This window comes from Neobacillus phoenicis (assembly GCF_047302305.1).
GTDB lineage: Bacteria > Bacillota > Bacilli > Bacillales > Cytobacillaceae > Neobacillus.
Window position 1 is genome coordinate 1,514,038 of sequence record NZ_CP154847.1, and the last position, 15,703, is coordinate 1,529,740.

At 41.2% G+C, this 15,703-nt stretch carries 12 protein-coding genes; 10 read left to right on the forward strand and 2 right to left on the reverse strand.

Annotated elements, in window-relative coordinates; genetic code table 11:
• The first annotated feature begins 18 nt into the window (after window positions 1-18).
• The 4 genes from AA0X95_RS07760 (at window position 19) to AA0X95_RS07775 (ending at window position 3,989) form a co-directional block, all read left to right on the forward strand.
• Entirely contained in the window at window positions 19-1,446 is a 1,428-nt protein-coding gene (locus AA0X95_RS07760; protein ID WP_413307458.1) for a LutB/LldF family L-lactate oxidation iron-sulfur protein, read from the forward strand.
• Window positions 1,446-2,162, forward strand: a complete 717-nt coding sequence (locus tag AA0X95_RS07765; RefSeq protein WP_413307461.1) for a LutC/YkgG family protein — start codon at window positions 1,446-1,448, stop codon at window positions 2,160-2,162. Before AA0X95_RS07760 ends, AA0X95_RS07765 begins: the two co-directional genes overlap by 1 nt.
• 146 nt (window positions 2,163-2,308) lie before the next feature.
• Window positions 2,309-3,091 carry a hydroxypyruvate isomerase family protein gene (locus tag AA0X95_RS07770; RefSeq protein ID WP_413307464.1) on the forward strand — a complete coding sequence of 261 codons (783 nt, stop codon included), beginning with the start codon at window positions 2,309-2,311 and terminating at the stop codon, window positions 3,089-3,091.
• Window position 3,092: 1 nt separating this feature from the next.
• Window positions 3,093-3,989, forward strand: coding sequence for an NAD(P)-dependent oxidoreductase (locus AA0X95_RS07775; protein ID WP_413307467.1), 897 nt, complete (start codon window positions 3,093-3,095; stop codon window positions 3,987-3,989).
• A gap of 142 nt (window positions 3,990-4,131) precedes the next feature.
• Here the strand turns inward: AA0X95_RS07775 and AA0X95_RS07780 are convergent, their stop codons facing one another.
• Both AA0X95_RS07780 and AA0X95_RS07785 read right to left on the reverse strand, forming a co-directional pair.
• Window positions 4,132-4,509 carry a rhodanese-like domain-containing protein gene (locus AA0X95_RS07780; RefSeq protein WP_413307469.1) on the reverse strand — a complete coding sequence of 126 codons (378 nt, stop codon included), beginning with the start codon at window positions 4,507-4,509 and terminating at the stop codon, window positions 4,132-4,134.
• 457 nt (window positions 4,510-4,966) lie between these two features.
• Entirely contained in the window at window positions 4,967-6,955 is a 1,989-nt protein-coding gene (locus AA0X95_RS07785) for an alpha-galactosidase (protein WP_413307472.1), read from the reverse strand.
• A 239-nt stretch (window positions 6,956-7,194) separates the two neighbouring features.
• Between AA0X95_RS07785 and AA0X95_RS07790 the strand changes: the two genes are divergently transcribed.
• The 6 genes from AA0X95_RS07790 to AA0X95_RS07815 all read left to right on the forward strand — a co-directional run bounded on the left by AA0X95_RS07790 (window position 7,195) and on the right by AA0X95_RS07815 (window position 15,696).
• Entirely contained in the window at window positions 7,195-7,905 is a 711-nt protein-coding gene (locus tag AA0X95_RS07790) for a FadR/GntR family transcriptional regulator (protein ID WP_413307475.1), read from the forward strand.
• A gap of 68 nt (window positions 7,906-7,973) precedes the next feature.
• Window positions 7,974-9,290, forward strand: coding sequence for an FAD-binding oxidoreductase (locus AA0X95_RS07795; RefSeq protein ID WP_413307478.1), 1,317 nt, complete (start codon window positions 7,974-7,976; stop codon window positions 9,288-9,290).
• Between the two features lie 2 nt (window positions 9,291-9,292).
• On the forward strand, window positions 9,293-10,645 hold the full coding sequence (locus AA0X95_RS07800) for a (Fe-S)-binding protein (RefSeq protein ID WP_413307481.1): 1,353 nt from the start codon (window positions 9,293-9,295) through the stop codon (window positions 10,643-10,645).
• The gene (locus AA0X95_RS07805; RefSeq protein WP_413307483.1) at window positions 10,645-12,111 is read left to right on the forward strand and encodes an FAD-linked oxidase C-terminal domain-containing protein; all 1,467 of its coding nucleotides are present in this window, start codon (window positions 10,645-10,647) and stop codon (window positions 12,109-12,111) included. Before AA0X95_RS07800 ends, AA0X95_RS07805 begins: the two co-directional genes overlap by 1 nt.
• Before the next feature lie 169 nt (window positions 12,112-12,280).
• Window positions 12,281-14,461 carry a malate synthase G gene (locus AA0X95_RS07810; protein WP_413307486.1) on the forward strand — a complete coding sequence of 727 codons (2,181 nt, stop codon included), beginning with the start codon at window positions 12,281-12,283 and terminating at the stop codon, window positions 14,459-14,461.
• A gap of 32 nt (window positions 14,462-14,493) precedes the next feature.
• A complete protein-coding gene (locus tag AA0X95_RS07815) occupies window positions 14,494-15,696 on the forward strand; it encodes an NAD(P)-dependent malic enzyme (protein ID WP_413307489.1) in 1,203 nt (400 codons plus the stop codon).
• Window positions 15,697-15,703 lie beyond the last annotated feature (7 nt).

The window sequence follows — 15,703 nt, forward strand, 5'->3', positions numbered from 1 at the left end:
GAATGGAGGGATTATTCGATGGCTATGAAAATCGGAAAAGATGAGTTTAAAGAACGCGTGGGAAAAGGAATCAATGATTCTTTCATGCGCGGTGCTGTTGCCGGGGCACAGGAGCGCATGGGTTCCCGCCGTCGTGATGTGACTGAAGAAATGGGGAACTGGGAAGAATGGCGGTCCCACGGGGAAGAAATCAGACAGCATGTGCTTGAAAATCTAGATTATTATCTAGAGCAATTGAGCGAGAATGTTGCCAAGCGCGGCGGTCATGTATTTTTTGCCCAAACAGCTGAAGAAGCCAACGATTATATCAAAGGTGTCATTGCCAAAAAGAATGCAAAAAAAGTGGTAAAGTCCAAATCAATGGTGACAGAGGAAATATCACTCAATGCGGCACTTGAACAAACTGGCTGCGAGGTGATTGAAACAGACCTTGGCGAATACATTCTCCAGGTAGATGATCATGAGCCTCCATCTCATATTGTGGTACCTGCACTGCATAAAAACAAAGAACAAATTCGTGATGTTTTCACGGAAAAGCTAGGATACGATAAAACTTCTAAGCCAGAGGAATTGGCTTGGCATGCTCGTCAGACACTACGGGAAAAGTTTTTATCAGCTGATGTTGGTATCACTGGCTGTAACTTTGCCGTTGCGGAAACGGGTTCCTTTAGCCTTGTCACTAATGAAGGGAATGCCGACTTAGTCACTGCGCTTCCGAAAACACAGATTACCGTAATGGGAATGGAAAGGCTAGTTCCGACCTTCGAGGAAATGGAAGTTCTCGTCAGCCTGCTTACAAGAAGTGCCGTTGGACAGAAATTAACAAGCTATATTACCGTGTTGACAGGTCCTAGGGAAGAGCTAGATACAGACGGCCCAGAGGAATTTCACCTTGTTATTGTAGATAATGGGCGATCGAATATTCTTGGAGGCGAATTTCAGTCCGTTCTCCAGTGTATCCGCTGTGCAGCCTGCATCAACGTTTGCCCAGTATACCGCCATATCGGGGGGCATTCCTATGGGTCAATCTACTCCGGCCCGATTGGGGCGGTGCTCTCACCACTTTTGGGAGGCTATGACGAATACAAAGAGCTTCCGTATGCATCAACATTGTGCGGAGCATGTACCGAGGTTTGTCCCGTGAAAATCCCGCTGCATGAACTGCTCCATAAGCACCGTCAGGTTATTGTGGAACGAGAAGGAAAAGCACCAATTTCTGAAAAACTTGCGATGAAAGCATTTGGCTTAGGAGCAGCGTCACCTGCCCTGTATAAAATTGGATCAAAAATTGCGCCTACGGCTATGAACCCATTCACTGTCGGCGACAAAATTTCAAAAGGGCCGGGGCCATTAAAAGCCTGGACAGAAATAAGGGAATTCCCGGCTCCAAATAAAGAAAGATTCAGAGACTGGTTTAAAAACAGGGATAAAGGAGGCAATGCGTGATGGAGGGAAGCATTCAAAATCGTGAAGTGTTTTTAGACAAAATTGCCAACCGCCTTGGGCGCTCCCGGTCAAATGAAGTAAAACGGCCAGACTGGAAATTTCAGCCTCAGGAGCAGGTGCTAAAGGATGCATCACCTGATGAACTTGTGGACGTACTAAAAAACCACTGTCTGAAAATCCACACAAGCCTTGTCCTTACAAATACAAAAGAGCTTTCTGAAAAACTGAATGAAACTGTTACCAACTATGGTGGCGGGCCCGTGATTGCCTGGAAGGATCAACGTTTTTCTGATTGGGGTCTTAACCCTTTAATGAAAAAGGAATGGCCTGAACAAAACATTGAGTTTTATGAGTGGGACCACTCGAGGGGCGAGGAGAATATCCGCCAGGCTGAAAGGGCAAACGTAGGAATCACAATCAGCGAAATTACCCTTGCTGAATCAGGCACCGTAGTACTGTTTAGCGATAAGGATAAAGGAAGGTCTGTTTCTTTCCTCCCCGCCACATATATCGCGCTTATTCCTAAAAGCAGCATTGTACCCCGCATGACCCAGGCAGCAAGAAAAATGCGTGAAATGCACTTAGCTGGGAAACAAGTTGCTTCGTGCGTTAATTTCATAACTGGTCCAAGCAACTCGGCAGATATCGAATTGAACCTGGTCGTAGGTGTTCACGGCCCGGTTAAGGCAACCTATATTATAATTGAAGATTTATAACAAATAGCATAAAGAGGAGCTAGTCTAATTTTAGGACCGGCTCCTTTTTATATTAAAGGTTCTAGCTTATTCTAAAAGGGAAAAAGAGGTTTTTGTAGAATTTTTACAGTACCGCTTTTCTTAAATATATTAGCTGGAGGTTATTGATGAACAAATTTTCTGTAAATCTTTCAACGATTTTTACTGAGGTTCCTTTTTTGGAGCGTTTTAAGAAAGCCCGGGATTTTGGCTTTTCTTATGTTGAATGCCAATTTCCATATATGTATTCAATGGGAGAAATCCGACAGGAACTTGTACAGCATCAATTATCAATGGTGTTATTGAATTTGCCTCCGGGTAATTGGGAAATGGGAGATCGGGGGATAGCAGCGGATCCAACTAGAGTAAACGAATTTAAAAGATCCGTACACGAAGGAATAAAGTATGCGACAGCTTTGAACGTTTCTAAGATTCACTGTATGGCAGGCATCGTCTCCGGAGTGAATGCCGAACTAGCAAGGGAGACTTATATAGATAACCTTCATTATGCTGGAACGGAAATGGTAAAGCATGGCCTAACGATTTTAATAGAACCGATTAACCAATACGATATGCCTGGTTATTTTTTGAATGATATTCGTGAGGCAGAACAGATTCTAAAAGAAGTGGCTTTACCTAATGTGAAGCTTCAATTTGATTTTTACCATATTGAAAGAGTAAATGGGTACTCGCTCTCAATCTATAAAAAATATGCTGATATTGTTGGTCATGTGCAAATAGCTGATGTTCCAGGACGGCACCAGCCAGGCACAGGGGAAATGGATTATCAACAGGTTATACACTATTTAAATGATACATACGAGGGTTTCATCGGACTAGAATATACTCCCCATGGAAAAAGCGAAGAAAGTTTCGAATGGTTATCGTGGATAGGTAAGGGAGGGAAATAGTATGAAAATCGGATTTATTGGAACAGGTGTTATGGGTTCCAGGATGGTAAAAAGGCTGCTTGATCATGGATATCAAGTGCATGTATATAACCGGACCAAGGAGAAAGTAAAAGCACTGGAAGAGCATGGAGCCATGTATGTAGAATCTATTTCATTGATTTCACTTAATTGTGATATCATTTTTACCTGTTTATCTATGCCTGAGGATGTATTGGAAGTTTATCTAGGAAACTCTGGAATCATCGAACATGCACGTCCCGGTACAATATGTATAGATCTAACATCAGTGGGAGCAGATACAAGTAAAGCAATCTCCGGGCAAGCCTGTGAAAAGGGAATATATTATCTCGATTCTCCAGTAAGCGGAGGGCCTGAAGGAGCAGAAAATGGGAATTTAACCATAATGGTCGGTGGCGAGAAACAGGCCATTGAATCAGTTTTACCTTTACTGAGCGTTTTAGGAGAAACGATTGAATATCTCGGTCCTTCCGGATCTGGGAGCATTGCCAAGCTTCTCAATCAATATCTCGTAGCTGTACATTCGCTTGCGGCTTCAGAAGTAATGGTAACTGGATCTGCATTTGGCCTTGATTCTGAACAGCTATACAATATTTTAAGGGTCAGCTATGGGGACAGTCGTATTTTGCGGAGGCATATGGAACAATATGTGTTTAACCGCCAATTTAAACCTGGTGGGGCAGTGAAATACGTCCATAAAGATGTCCGATTGGCAAATCAGCTTTTACATCAGGCGGGAATTAAACAATTTACTGGCCAAATGGCAGAGCAGGCATTTAACAATGCAGCAACTAAGGGTCTTAACGATCTAGACATGTCAGCAGTGATCCTGCCTCTGGAAGAGCAATGTGGGGTTGTTGTTAAGAAAACACGAAGTTAATAACAACTCTGGTTGGCGGCTCAAAATTAAGAGAACAACAAAAAAGCCTTCGATTCCTATAATTATTAGGTTCGAAGGCATTTTTTAATCGATTTGGGTGGCAGGCTCTTTCATATATCTATTAAGGTTTTTGTCAAATTACTTATTCTATTTCAATATCATATCCCCAGGTATTCATTCCGCCAGTCATATTGTAAATTTTAGAAAATCGATTACTTTTTAATATTTCACTGGCTTGGGCCGACCGAGTCCCACTTCGACAAACTACTAAATATGGTTTTTCTTTTTCCAATTCATTCAAACTATTTTCTAATTCTTGTAGTGGTACCAGCTTTGCATGTGGAATATGACCTTCTTGATACTCTTCGGGCGTTCGAACATCTAAGACTACTACTTCTTTTTTGTCTATTAATTTCTTTGCTTCCACCGATGATACATTCCTATATCCTTCGCTACTAATACCACAAGCTGACAGGATAATTAGTAAAATGACTGATGCTAATGATAAAAATATCTTCATGTTAATACCCCTTTAAAGAACAAGGGGTACCCCCTTTCTTTTGACAGTTTTCTTTATTATACCTTGAGGGGTATAGAAGTGACTGAGTTAAATTTGAACAATTATCAAACTATCAAGACAGGTTTCTCGTAATTAACAAAATCCGCGTCATGAAGGACAAAAATTGGTTGGATAATTAAAAAATTGTCCTTCATGTGGGTTATGAAGGACAAAAATGGGTTGGATAACTAAAAAATTGTCCTTCATGTGGGTTATGAAGGACAAAAATTGGTTGGATAATTAAAAAATTGTCCTTCATGTGGGTTATTAAGGACAAAAATTGGGTGGATAACTAAAAAACTGTCCTTCATCGGGGGTATGAAGGACAAAAAACGGTTGGAAACAAGAAAACTGTCTTTCATCCGGGCCCCCTGTAAGTAAACCCGTTACCTTAAAAACAGGGGGTGTGTTGTGGTGGTTAGACCGTTCGAGAAGGTCTATTTTTAACAGTAATGCTAGTAATAAATATGACTAACAATGTTAATGTTATAAATCCAAATAATGAAGCTGCGACCTGTACCGTTGATGGTTCGTCAGTCAAAGCTTCAGAAGATTGAGCACTATCACCAATTGCATTTACTGCCGTAACCGTATACACATACTGGCCGCCCGTGTGCAGTGTCGCTGTCTGATCCATAAAGTTTGGCTCCGTTAGATTTGATGCAACTTTAGTGTAACCGCTGCTAAATCCTAAACTATTGACTTTTTTCCGATAGACGGTATAGGAAGCTGCACCATCTGTTGGGTTCCAAGTAAGAGCAACAGATTTTTTATTTTTCCTAGTTGCCATAATCCAATCTGGTGTGGCTGGAACAGTAGTTAGTTTAGTATGAAAGGAGTATATCCCTTTCATAGCTTCGGAGCCTCCTTTTACTGCTGAAATTTTCCAGTAATAGCGTGTGTCGGTTTCAAGCCTTTTGACTTTTACAGACGTTGAAAAAATGATTTTATCATGAACAATATTTTTAAAGTCAGGATCATTTGCCACCAGAAGATGGTAACTGCCCGCACCAGCTTGAGCACTCCATTTGAACGTAACAGTAGAAGGATTGACCTCTTGGGCACCATTCTTTGGTGATACTTTAAGGGATAAATCAGGAACCACATGAATAATACGAGAATCATGCGTGCTCAGTTTGGCAGTATAACCTGAATTCATTTTTCCTAAATCTTGATGACTCCACAGATTACGAACGTTAGCAGCACCTTTAATTCCTAAATCGGACCACTCGACTGTTATATTCTCTGTGGAAGACCCTGTGTTAAAGATGCCCACATTGTATGAGCCGTCCGGCAGAGTTTGGTAGAATATTTGAGCAGTGTCTGTTTTGATTAAGCGCTTCCCTGCAACACCGCTTTGGTTTACACCAATAATTTCGTCATTGGTAAGAAGACCAATTCCATAATCGTCTAACTTCATCAAGTCATTGCCAATAACAAAATGAGAGGCAGCGATGGCCCATAGAGATACATACGAACGTTTTTCCTCGTCCGTTAAACCATCTTTACTTCCGTTAGCTACATTAAGTGAGTCAAAGTCATTCCAACCGCCTGGCCCTGCATGAGGCTGCCACTTTGCGGCATCAGCAAATCTTCTTGATACCTTTTTCCAATTGGTCAGCGTATCCCTCCCATAGGCTTCAACATCATGGTCTGTCCGCCAGCCGTTGGATAAATGCTGCCAAGTAGAAACATGTTTGATATCCAAGTTATTGGATAACTCGACGTGAATCGGTCTTCCAGTTTTCTTCAGCGCTTTTGCCCAGGCTTCAATATCTGGAATATCCTGGTTGCGTACGCCATCAATTTTTAGATAATCCACTCCATAGGAAGCAAACAGTCTTGCCCAAGAATCAATGAACTCTTGCGCACCAGGCTTTGAAAAATCAATGGCGTACATGTTGTCGAAATTAAAACTTACTTTCTGACCTATACTTAGGTCAACAATATCTTTTGCGTGGTACGGTGTACCTTCAATCGGAGTATTTTGATCAATCGCCCCTTTGGGAATACCCAAAGTGACATACAAACCGAACTTCAGCCCTTTCTTGTGTATATATTCGCCAAGAGCCTTCATACCGTTAGGAAATTTTTCGGGGTCGACTACCCATCTGCCATACTTGTCCACGGTAGTGGACCAATTTAGTTGGTAATAGTCGTCTAAGTTAACATATTCATAGCCGTGGGATTTAAATTTTGTTGCCATTACATCAGCAGCTGATTTGATCTTTTCTTCGGTTGGCTTTTTACGAATAGAGCTCCAGCTGCTCCAGCCCATAATTGGCCGTTGCGCTAGTTGATTATATTTTGAAGCTTCTGTTTCTTCAGGGGCTATTATGAAAACGGAAAAAATTCCGGAAAGGAAAATGAAACTTGATAACACTGTTGAAAATATTTTTTTAAACATAAGACCTCCTTAAATGATAGATTGATTCTTATTAACTTGATCAATATATTAATATCAACTCTATCATAATATAGAACACTTCATAGTTTAATGAACAATATGTTCCAACAATAATTTTATTTTAATTTTCATAACTAATATTTAATTCTGAAAATTTGTTGAATTTTAACTTTAAGAGTGTTTTAATAAATGTAAAGGTTTACTTATCAGATATGTGATATCTGAAAGGAAGGGGGGAGATGTGTGTGCAGGTTAAAAAAATCACGACAAAGAAGGTATCCGATTCGGTTGTAGAGCAAATGGAGGAGATGATTAAATCTGGCACGTTTCAGGCGGGAGAAAAACTACCTTCTGTCAGGGAACTTTGTGAGATGTTCGGTGTCGGCCGTTCTGCCGTACGCGATGCCATTACGACCTTAAAGGGTAAAGGTGCTGTCGATGTAAAGCAGGGGGAAGGAACTTATATACTTGAATTTGATTCAACCAGATTATTTAACAATCAACTGTTGCTACCACGCCCTAGAGATATCAGTGAACTTTTTCAAGTTAGGAAGCTTTTGGAGCCTGGTATTACTGAGATGGCAGCGAACAATCGTACTGAGGCGGATTTGAATTTAATGGAAAAGATTCTTACAAACCAAGCTACTAAAGGTTGGGAGGCGGATTATCTCTTACATACAGCAATTGCTCGGGCTGCGGGAAATGAAATTATCATCCAACTTTTGCAATTCATCTCGACAACAATGAAGAATGCCATGATCGACTTTCACAACTATATCGAGAAAAATCCAGACATCGCTCACATGATTGAAAAACAACATGCAGGAATCTATCAATCAATTAAGTTAGGAATGTCTCAGAAAGCGAAACAGATGATGATGGAGCATTTGAATTTTGTTGAAAAAGCGCTTTTAAAAAGTCATGTTTTTGAACAATCATCTAGTCGATAGAAGAAAACGTATTTTTTTGCAAGAAAACAGAAACATTGTTGCTTATTACGAAACAGGAGGTGTTGGTATTGATTACGGCAGAACTTTTAACAGAGCTAAAGGCCATTCTATCTGAAGAACAAGTCGTAGAGGGAGAAAATCATCCGCTGGGGAATAGTGGATGTGTGAAGGTTTTTCCAAATACAGAGGAAGAAATAGCTGCGGTACTTAAATATGCCAATGAAACTGATAAAAAGGTATGTATCGAAGGCAGCGGAACAAAAAGAGGGTTTGGCGGTTTGACTGAGTCAACCGATATTGTACTTTCTTTAGCTAATTATAAAGGGATTGTGGAACATGTTGTGGGTGACATGACGTTAACAGTGAAAGCTGGAACAACCTTTAAGGATTTACAAGAGTACTTGGCTCAGCACAAACAAAAAATCTCACTTGACCCCTACCTGCCGGAGTCGGCTACCATTGGTGGAATCATTGCATCTAATGAAAGCGGGCCCAAGAGGCTGGGCTATGGTTCTTCAAGAGATGTTGTAATCGGTTTAAGAGTTGTATACCCAGACGGTAAAGTACTACGGGCTGGTGGTAAAGTAGTAAAAAACGTTGCAGGTTATGATATGAACAAATTGTTTATAGGATCAATGGGTACGTTAGGTGTGTTATCTGAAGTAACGGTAAAGCTTCGTCCTCTCCCTAAATATGAAAGTTTACATTTATTATTTTTCCCTCAAGGAAATATGGAAGAGATTCGGGCGTTTGCTATAAAGCTCCTCGATTCTACAATCGAGCCTGTAACTCTTGAACTGTTAAGCCCAGCACTTTCGGAAAAATTGACAGGGAAAAGCTGTTTTACTTTAGCTATCGGACTAGAAGATGTTGAAACATCTGTACGATATCAAGAGAATTTGATTCAAAGCATGCAGCCTGCCGAGACAGATTTGAAAATTCTTGCACAGCAAGAAGCACAATCGTTTTGGAACCAATTTTATACCATTACTTCTACTTCCTCGACAAACAGCAGCAGTGTAACTCAGGCTTCTTTAAAAATTGGCGTTATAAATATGGACGTCACAAACGTGATAAAAGAAAGTCATCTCCTTAGTGATACTCATAATTTAGATGTTGATGCACATGGCGGTCTAGGCCACGGTTTATGCCAAGTAAACTTAAAAGGTGCAAAAGACGATGTTGTTTCAGCTATCCTGCAAATAAGAGCTACCGTAACAAAATTAGGTGGATACGCAGTAGTCAAGCATTTACCGTTTACTTTACGACAGGAAGTAAATGTTTGGGGTGAAAGGCCTGCACATTTCTTCCTATTGGAAGGAATCAAATCGAAGGTAGACCCAAATAGAATTCTTAATCCTAAAAGATTTGTGGGGGAGATTTAATCATGAGTCTAAAAGAAATGGATTTAACAAAAGATCCAGTATGTACCACCGGTTTGAGTAATTATCTCGAGAAAGATCATCCCGATGAAAGCAAATGGGCTGATTGTGTTCATTGTGGTATGTGCCTAGAATCCTGCCCAACCTATGAGATTACAGGTCAGGAGCAGCATTCCCCACGCGGACGGGTTCATCTGATTAAGTCGGTAGCGGAAGGTAAACTTACTGTTAACGAGCAGTTTATGGATCCTGTTTTTACTTGTCTAGATTGTCGTGCCTGCACAACTGCTTGTCCGGCAGATGTTGAAGTAGGCGGACTGATCGAAGAAGCCCGTGGTCAGGTGCGACAGGCTATGCCATTAAAAGGGTTGAAAGGAACCGTGAGCAAGGTGTTCCTACAAGGGTTATTCCCGCATCAAAACCGGCTGAATTCACTAGGAAGCCTGCTGCGTTTCTATCAAAAGAGCGGCATGCAGAAGGTAGTCCGAAAATCAAAGCTGATTAATATTATGCCACAGCATTTAGTGGACATGGAAGCAATCATGCCCGAGGTCAAGGAGCCGGTTCGTAAAAAGTACAAAAATGAAAAGGTTATTAAAGCCAAAGGTGAAACAAAGAATGAGGTATCATTTTTAACAGGTTGCGTCATGGATGTTATGTTTAGTGATATTAATGAAGCAACGATTAATGTATTAACCCGTAATGGTAATGATGTAACAATTCCGAAGAACCAAACCTGCTGTGGGGCTCTGCATGTACATGCAGGTGATCGTGAAACAGGAAGAAAGCTGGCAAAACAAAATATCGAAGCGTTTAAAGATTCCAATAAGGTGATTGTTAACGCAGCTGGCTGTGGTTGCGCACTTAAGGAGTATGCAGAACTGTTCCGTGACGATCCAGAGTGGCATGAAAAAGCAGAAGAGTTCTCGGCAAAAGTTGAGGACATTTCAAAATATCTACATGATACTGGTTACGAAAAACCTAAGGCGGAAATAAAAACTCGAATCACCTATCATGATGCCTGCCATTTGGCACACGGACAGGGAATACGCCAGGAACCTCGCGATCTCTTGCTCGATATCCCTGGAGTGGAAATGGTTCATATGCCAAATTCAGACCGTTGCTGTGGCAGTGCAGGAATTTACAATATTACCAATCCAGAAATGGCGTCTGCTGTACTTGAGAGCAAAATGCAAAATGTGCCTGAAGATGTAGAAATGATCTCTATGGGTAACCCTGGGTGTATGCTCCAAATGGCCATGGGAGTACAAAAACATGGAAGAAACCAAAAAGTAGTGCATACGATTCAACTGCTGGATTGGGCTTATCAAAAAGAGGACGGTAAGGGGGAACTATAATGGCAGTCAAAGGAATCAAATCAAACGATCGACATATTATGAATCTTGCAAACATTGTAGGGGATGCCCGCTCCATCGTTTACCATAAGGAAGATTTAATCGCTTATGATTGTGATGGCTTCACATTACATAAGCATTTGCCTAAAGCGGTAGTATTTCCAAAAAACACTGAGGAAGTGGCAGCGCTAGTTAAATATTGTTCTGATCATCAATTGCCATTCCTCGCCCGTGGTGCAGGAACAGGTCTAAGCGGAGGGGCTATCCCGTTAAATGGAGAGGTAATTATTAGTCTAGTTCGAATGAAAAAGTTGTTAAGTGTAGATTTCGAGAATAGACGGGCTGTCGTACAACCGGGTTTTGTCAATTTGAAGCTGACGAATTCAATTGCTGATAAGGGATATTACTATGCTCCCGACCCATCAAGCCAGTATTGTTGTACAATCGGTGGAAATGTTGCAGAAAATGCTGGAGGTGCCCACTGTCTTAAGTATGGCGTTACAACTAACCACATTCTTGGCCTTGAGGTAGTATTGCCAAACGGGGAAATTGTTGAGATTGGAGCTAACGGGATTCCTGATGAACCGGGTTACGATTTGCTTGGTCTGTTAACAGGATCTGAGGGGACACTGGGGATTGTTACGAAGATCACCGTTCGAATTCTGAAAAATCCTGAAGCAAAGAAAACTGTGTTGGCTTATTTTGATAAAGTGGATGATGGAAGCCAGGCGGTTTCTGACATTATTTCAGCGGGAATTGTTCCTGCTGCACTCGAAATGATGGATAAAACGGCAATTGAGGGTGTAGAAGCGGCAGCATTCCCAGTGGGACACCCAAAGGATATTGAGGCAGTGCTTCTTATCGAAGTAGATGGGATTGCAGAAGGATTAGATGAGCAAATAAATCAAATTCTGGAAGTCTGCAAAAAGAGAAACGTCCGTGAGGTTAGAGCGGCAAAGGATGAGGCAGAACGAGGCAGATGGTGGGCAAACCGGAAAACAGGATTTGGTGCAATGGGTGCAATTTCTCCGGATTATTTAGTCCAGGACGGTGTTATTCCTCGAAGCAGGCTGCCTGAAGTTCTTAGTAGAATAAATAAAATTAGCGAAGAATCGGGACTTCGGATTGCGAATATTTTTCATGCGGGAGACGGGAACCTTCACCCATTAGTACTATTCGATGCTAGAATCCCTGGGGAAAGTGAAAAGGCTTTAGAGGCAGGAAGTGCCTGTCTGCAAGCTTGTGCTGATGTAGGCGGTACCATTACCGGTGAGCATGGCGTTGGTATTGAAAAGAGAGAAGAAATGCGCTTTGTATTTACTGATGATGAAATTATCGCACAAACGAACATTCGTGAAGTTTTCAATCCTCATAATCTATTAAATGCAGGAAAGCTATTCCCAATGCCGGGACGCTGTGTGGAAATAAAGAGAGATCTAAAAGAAAAAGAAACTGTCATTTCACAATAATCGTATTTCAATAAATTTTGCCAAAATTAGTATTGAAATGCATTAGATAATCATGCTATTATTTTTTTAACAAATAATGAAACGGTGTTTCGTAATAACAAACAACATGATTTACACCATATCTTCTCCGACTCACTGCTTTCAATAGAACCTAAGGAGGAAAAGTACCATGACAAACTATGTAAAAAAAGGCAAACTTCAAGTGGCCCAAGAACTCTATGAATTTATTAATTCCGAAGCACTTCCAGGTAGCGGAGTGGATACTGAGCAGTTTTGGTCAGGTTTTGAAGCGTTAGTCCACGATTTAACTCCGGAAAACAAGGAGCTATTAGCCACTCGTGATGAAATTCAATACAAACTTAATACATGGTACCGCGAAAACAATGAAAACTTTGACTTCGATACGTATAAGTCATTTTTGAATGAGATTGGTTATCTTGAACCGGAAGTAGAAGATTTTAAGATTGGAACTGCTAATGTGGACGATGAAATCACCCTGCAAGCCGGCCCTCAATTAGTTGTACCTGTAAATAATGCTAGATATGCTATTAACGCTGCAAATGCACGTTGGGGAAGCCTTTATGATGCGTTATACGGTACAGATGCAATTAGTGAAGAAGATGGTGCGAGTCGTGAGGGTGGTTACAATCCTGTCCGTGGTGCAAAGGTAATTGATTTTGCCAGGAATTTTCTAGACAAAGCTGCTCCATTAAAAGATGGATCCCATAAAGATGCTGTGAGCTACACAGTTGTTGAAGGCAAACTAAACGTGTCATTAGGTAATGGTTCAATTACAAGTTTGAAAGATGAATCAAAGTTTGTCGGCTATCAGGGAAATCAGGAAGACCCATCTGCTGTACTGCTAAAAAATAACGGGCTTTATTTTGAAATACAAATCGATCGAAATCATCCAATTGGCAAAACGGATGGGGCTGGCGTTAAAGATGTCCTTTTGGAAGCAGCTATTACAACTATTATGGACTGCGAAGATTCTGTAGCTGCGGTAGATGCTGAAGACAAAGTGCTTGTATACCAAAACTGGTTAGGCCTTATGAAAGGGGATTTATCAGCTACTTTCACGAAGGGTAATAAGTCGATGACACGTACACTCAATCCAGATCGCAGTTACTTATCACCTGATGGTAAAGAAATTACCTTGAATGGTCGTTCCCTTCTTTTTGTCCGTAATGTAGGACATTTAATGACGAATAGCGCGATTCTGGATGAGAACGGTGAAGAAATTCAGGAAGGGATATTGGATGCAGTTATCACGAGCCTTGCTGCAAAACATACACTTCTAGGGAATGGCCCTTATCAAAACACAGCAAAGGGCTCTGTATATATCGTAAAACCAAAAATGCATGGTCCGAAAGAGGTCGCTTTTGCAAATCAACTTTTTGATAGAGTGGAAGATTTGCTTGGACTAGAACGGAATACCCTGAAAATTGGTGTAATGGATGAGGAACGGAGAACTACTTTGAACCTGAAGGCATGTATAAAACAAGTTAAAGATCGGATTGTCTTCATTAATACCGGATTCCTTGACCGAACAGGAGATGAAATTCATTCATCCATGGAAGCTGGTCCGATGATTCGCAAAAATGATATGAAGTCATCTAAATGGCTTAATGGCTATGAACAATCAAATGTGATCGCTGGACTATCAACTGGTTTTAAAGGCCGTGCACAAATCGGCAAAGGAATGTGGGCAATGCCGGATTTAATGGAAGAAATGCTAAAGCAAAAAATTGGCCATGTAAAAACCGGGGCAAATACAGCTTGGGTACCATCTCCAACTGCAGCTACATTGCACGCGTTACACTACCATGAAGTGGATGTAACAGAAGTACAGAATGAAAGTCTTGATAAGACAGCTGACTTCAGAGAAGACATTTTACACTTCCCTGTTGCTAAAAATCCTAACTGGAGTCCGGAGCAAATCCAAGAAGAGCTTGATAACAACTGTCAAACACTTTTAGGTTATGTTGTCCGTTGGGTCGACCAGGGAGTTGGCTGCTCTAAAGTTTTAGATATTAATAATGTTGGATTAATGGAAGACCGGGCAACACTACGAATTTCCAGCCAGCATTTGGCAAACTGGCTGCATCATGGTATTTGTACAAAAGAACAAGTTCTCGAAACTTTGCAGCGCATGGCAAAAGTAGTAGATATGCAGAATGCGGGAGATCCTTTATACCGCGACATGGCTCCAAATTATGATGACTCTGTGGCATTCCAGGCTGCATGTGATTTAATTTTTGAAGGCTATGATCAACCAAATGGCTATACTGAGCCAATTCTTCACCGTAGACGTATTGAAGCAAAGGCTAAATTTGCAGTAAAACAATAAAAATTCGGAATTGATATGGAGGCGTTAAGGCTATGCGAAACCTTCGGGATTTGTCGCTGGAACTTCACAAGCAGTCACAGGGGAAAATAAATGTTAATGTTAAGGTTCCGGTGGAAAATGCACATGATTTAAGTTTGGCCTATTCACCGGGGGTAGCAGAGCCTTGTAAAGAAATCTATCACAGTCCTGAAAAAGTCTATGACTATACCATTAAAGGAAATCTTGTAGCGGTCGTATCCGATGGATCAGCTGTTTTGGGACTCGGAAACATTGGTCCAGGTGCCGCCATGCCCGTTATGGAAGGAAAAGCAGCATTATTTAAGGCTTTCGCTGATGTTGATGCCTTCCCTATTTGCTTGAATACTAATGATGCGGAGCAAATCATTCAAACTGTGAAATTGCTCGAACCAACATTTGGCGGAATTAATCTTGAGGACATTTCCGCCCCTAACTGTTTCATTATAGAAGAAAGATTAAAGAAAGAAATGAATATACCGGTTTTTCATGATGATCAGCATGGCACGGCTATTGTCACAGCAGCAGGACTAATTAACGCACTAAAGGTTGTCGACAAACGCCTTGAGGATACAAGGGTAGTAGTCAATGGCGCAGGTGCTGCAGGGATTGCCATTACAAAACTACTTATGAGTATGGGTGTATGTGACATCATTTTGTGTGACACAAAGGGTTCCATCTATAAGGGCCGCCAAGTTGGAATGAACTCCATGAAAGACTCAATTGCTGAAGTGACGAATAAAGGCAAACTTCAGGGGCCTTTACATGAAGTAATTAAAGGAGCTGACGTGTTTATCGGTGTTTCTGTTGCAGGAGCTGTTACGCAAGAGATGGTCATGTCCATGAACCAGGATGCGATTATTTTTGCAATGGCTAACCCGGTGCCCGAAATCATGCCGGAAGAAGCCATTGAAGCTGGAGCTGCGGTGGTAGGTACAGGACGGTCAGATTTGCCGAATCAAGTTAATAATGTACTTGCATTCCCTGGGATTTTTAAAGGAGCGCTTAAGGTTCATGCGTCTGAAATTAATGAAGAAATGAAGTTGGCTGCGGTTTACGCCATTGCTAATTTAATTTCGTTTGAAGAACTTTCCCACGAATATGTGATTCCACACGCATTTGATAATAGAGTTGCTGAAGCAGTAACAATTGCAGTTGCGGAAGCTGCGATCAAGTCGGGAGTTGCCAGAAAGCAAATTGAACTAGAAAACATTGTTTGAGAGGGAG

Bases quoted from the DNA above. Each gene is read 5' to 3' on its own strand.
- AA0X95_RS07760 (WP_413307458.1), top strand. From the start codon at position 19: ATGGCTATGAAAATCGGAAAAGATGAGTTTAAAGAACGCGTGGGAAAA.
- AA0X95_RS07765 (WP_413307461.1), top strand. From the start codon at position 1,446: ATGGAGGGAAGCATTCAAAATCGTGAAGTGTTTTTAGACAAAATTGCC.
- AA0X95_RS07770 (WP_413307464.1), top strand. From the start codon at position 2,309: ATGAACAAATTTTCTGTAAATCTTTCAACGATTTTTACTGAGGTTCCT.
- AA0X95_RS07775 (WP_413307467.1), top strand. From the start codon at position 3,093: ATGAAAATCGGATTTATTGGAACAGGTGTTATGGGTTCCAGGATGGTA.
- AA0X95_RS07780 (WP_413307469.1), bottom strand. From the start codon at position 4,509: ATGAAGATATTTTTATCATTAGCATCAGTCATTTTACTAATTATCCTG.
- AA0X95_RS07785 (WP_413307472.1), bottom strand. From the start codon at position 6,955: ATGTTTAAAAAAATATTTTCAACAGTGTTATCAAGTTTCATTTTCCTT.
- AA0X95_RS07790 (WP_413307475.1), top strand. From the start codon at position 7,195: ATGTGTGTGCAGGTTAAAAAAATCACGACAAAGAAGGTATCCGATTCG.
- AA0X95_RS07800 (WP_413307481.1), top strand. From the start codon at position 9,293: ATGAGTCTAAAAGAAATGGATTTAACAAAAGATCCAGTATGTACCACC.
- AA0X95_RS07805 (WP_413307483.1), top strand. From the start codon at position 10,645: ATGGCAGTCAAAGGAATCAAATCAAACGATCGACATATTATGAATCTT.
- AA0X95_RS07810 (WP_413307486.1), top strand. From the start codon at position 12,281: ATGACAAACTATGTAAAAAAAGGCAAACTTCAAGTGGCCCAAGAACTC.
- AA0X95_RS07815 (WP_413307489.1), top strand. From the start codon at position 14,494: ATGCGAAACCTTCGGGATTTGTCGCTGGAACTTCACAAGCAGTCACAG.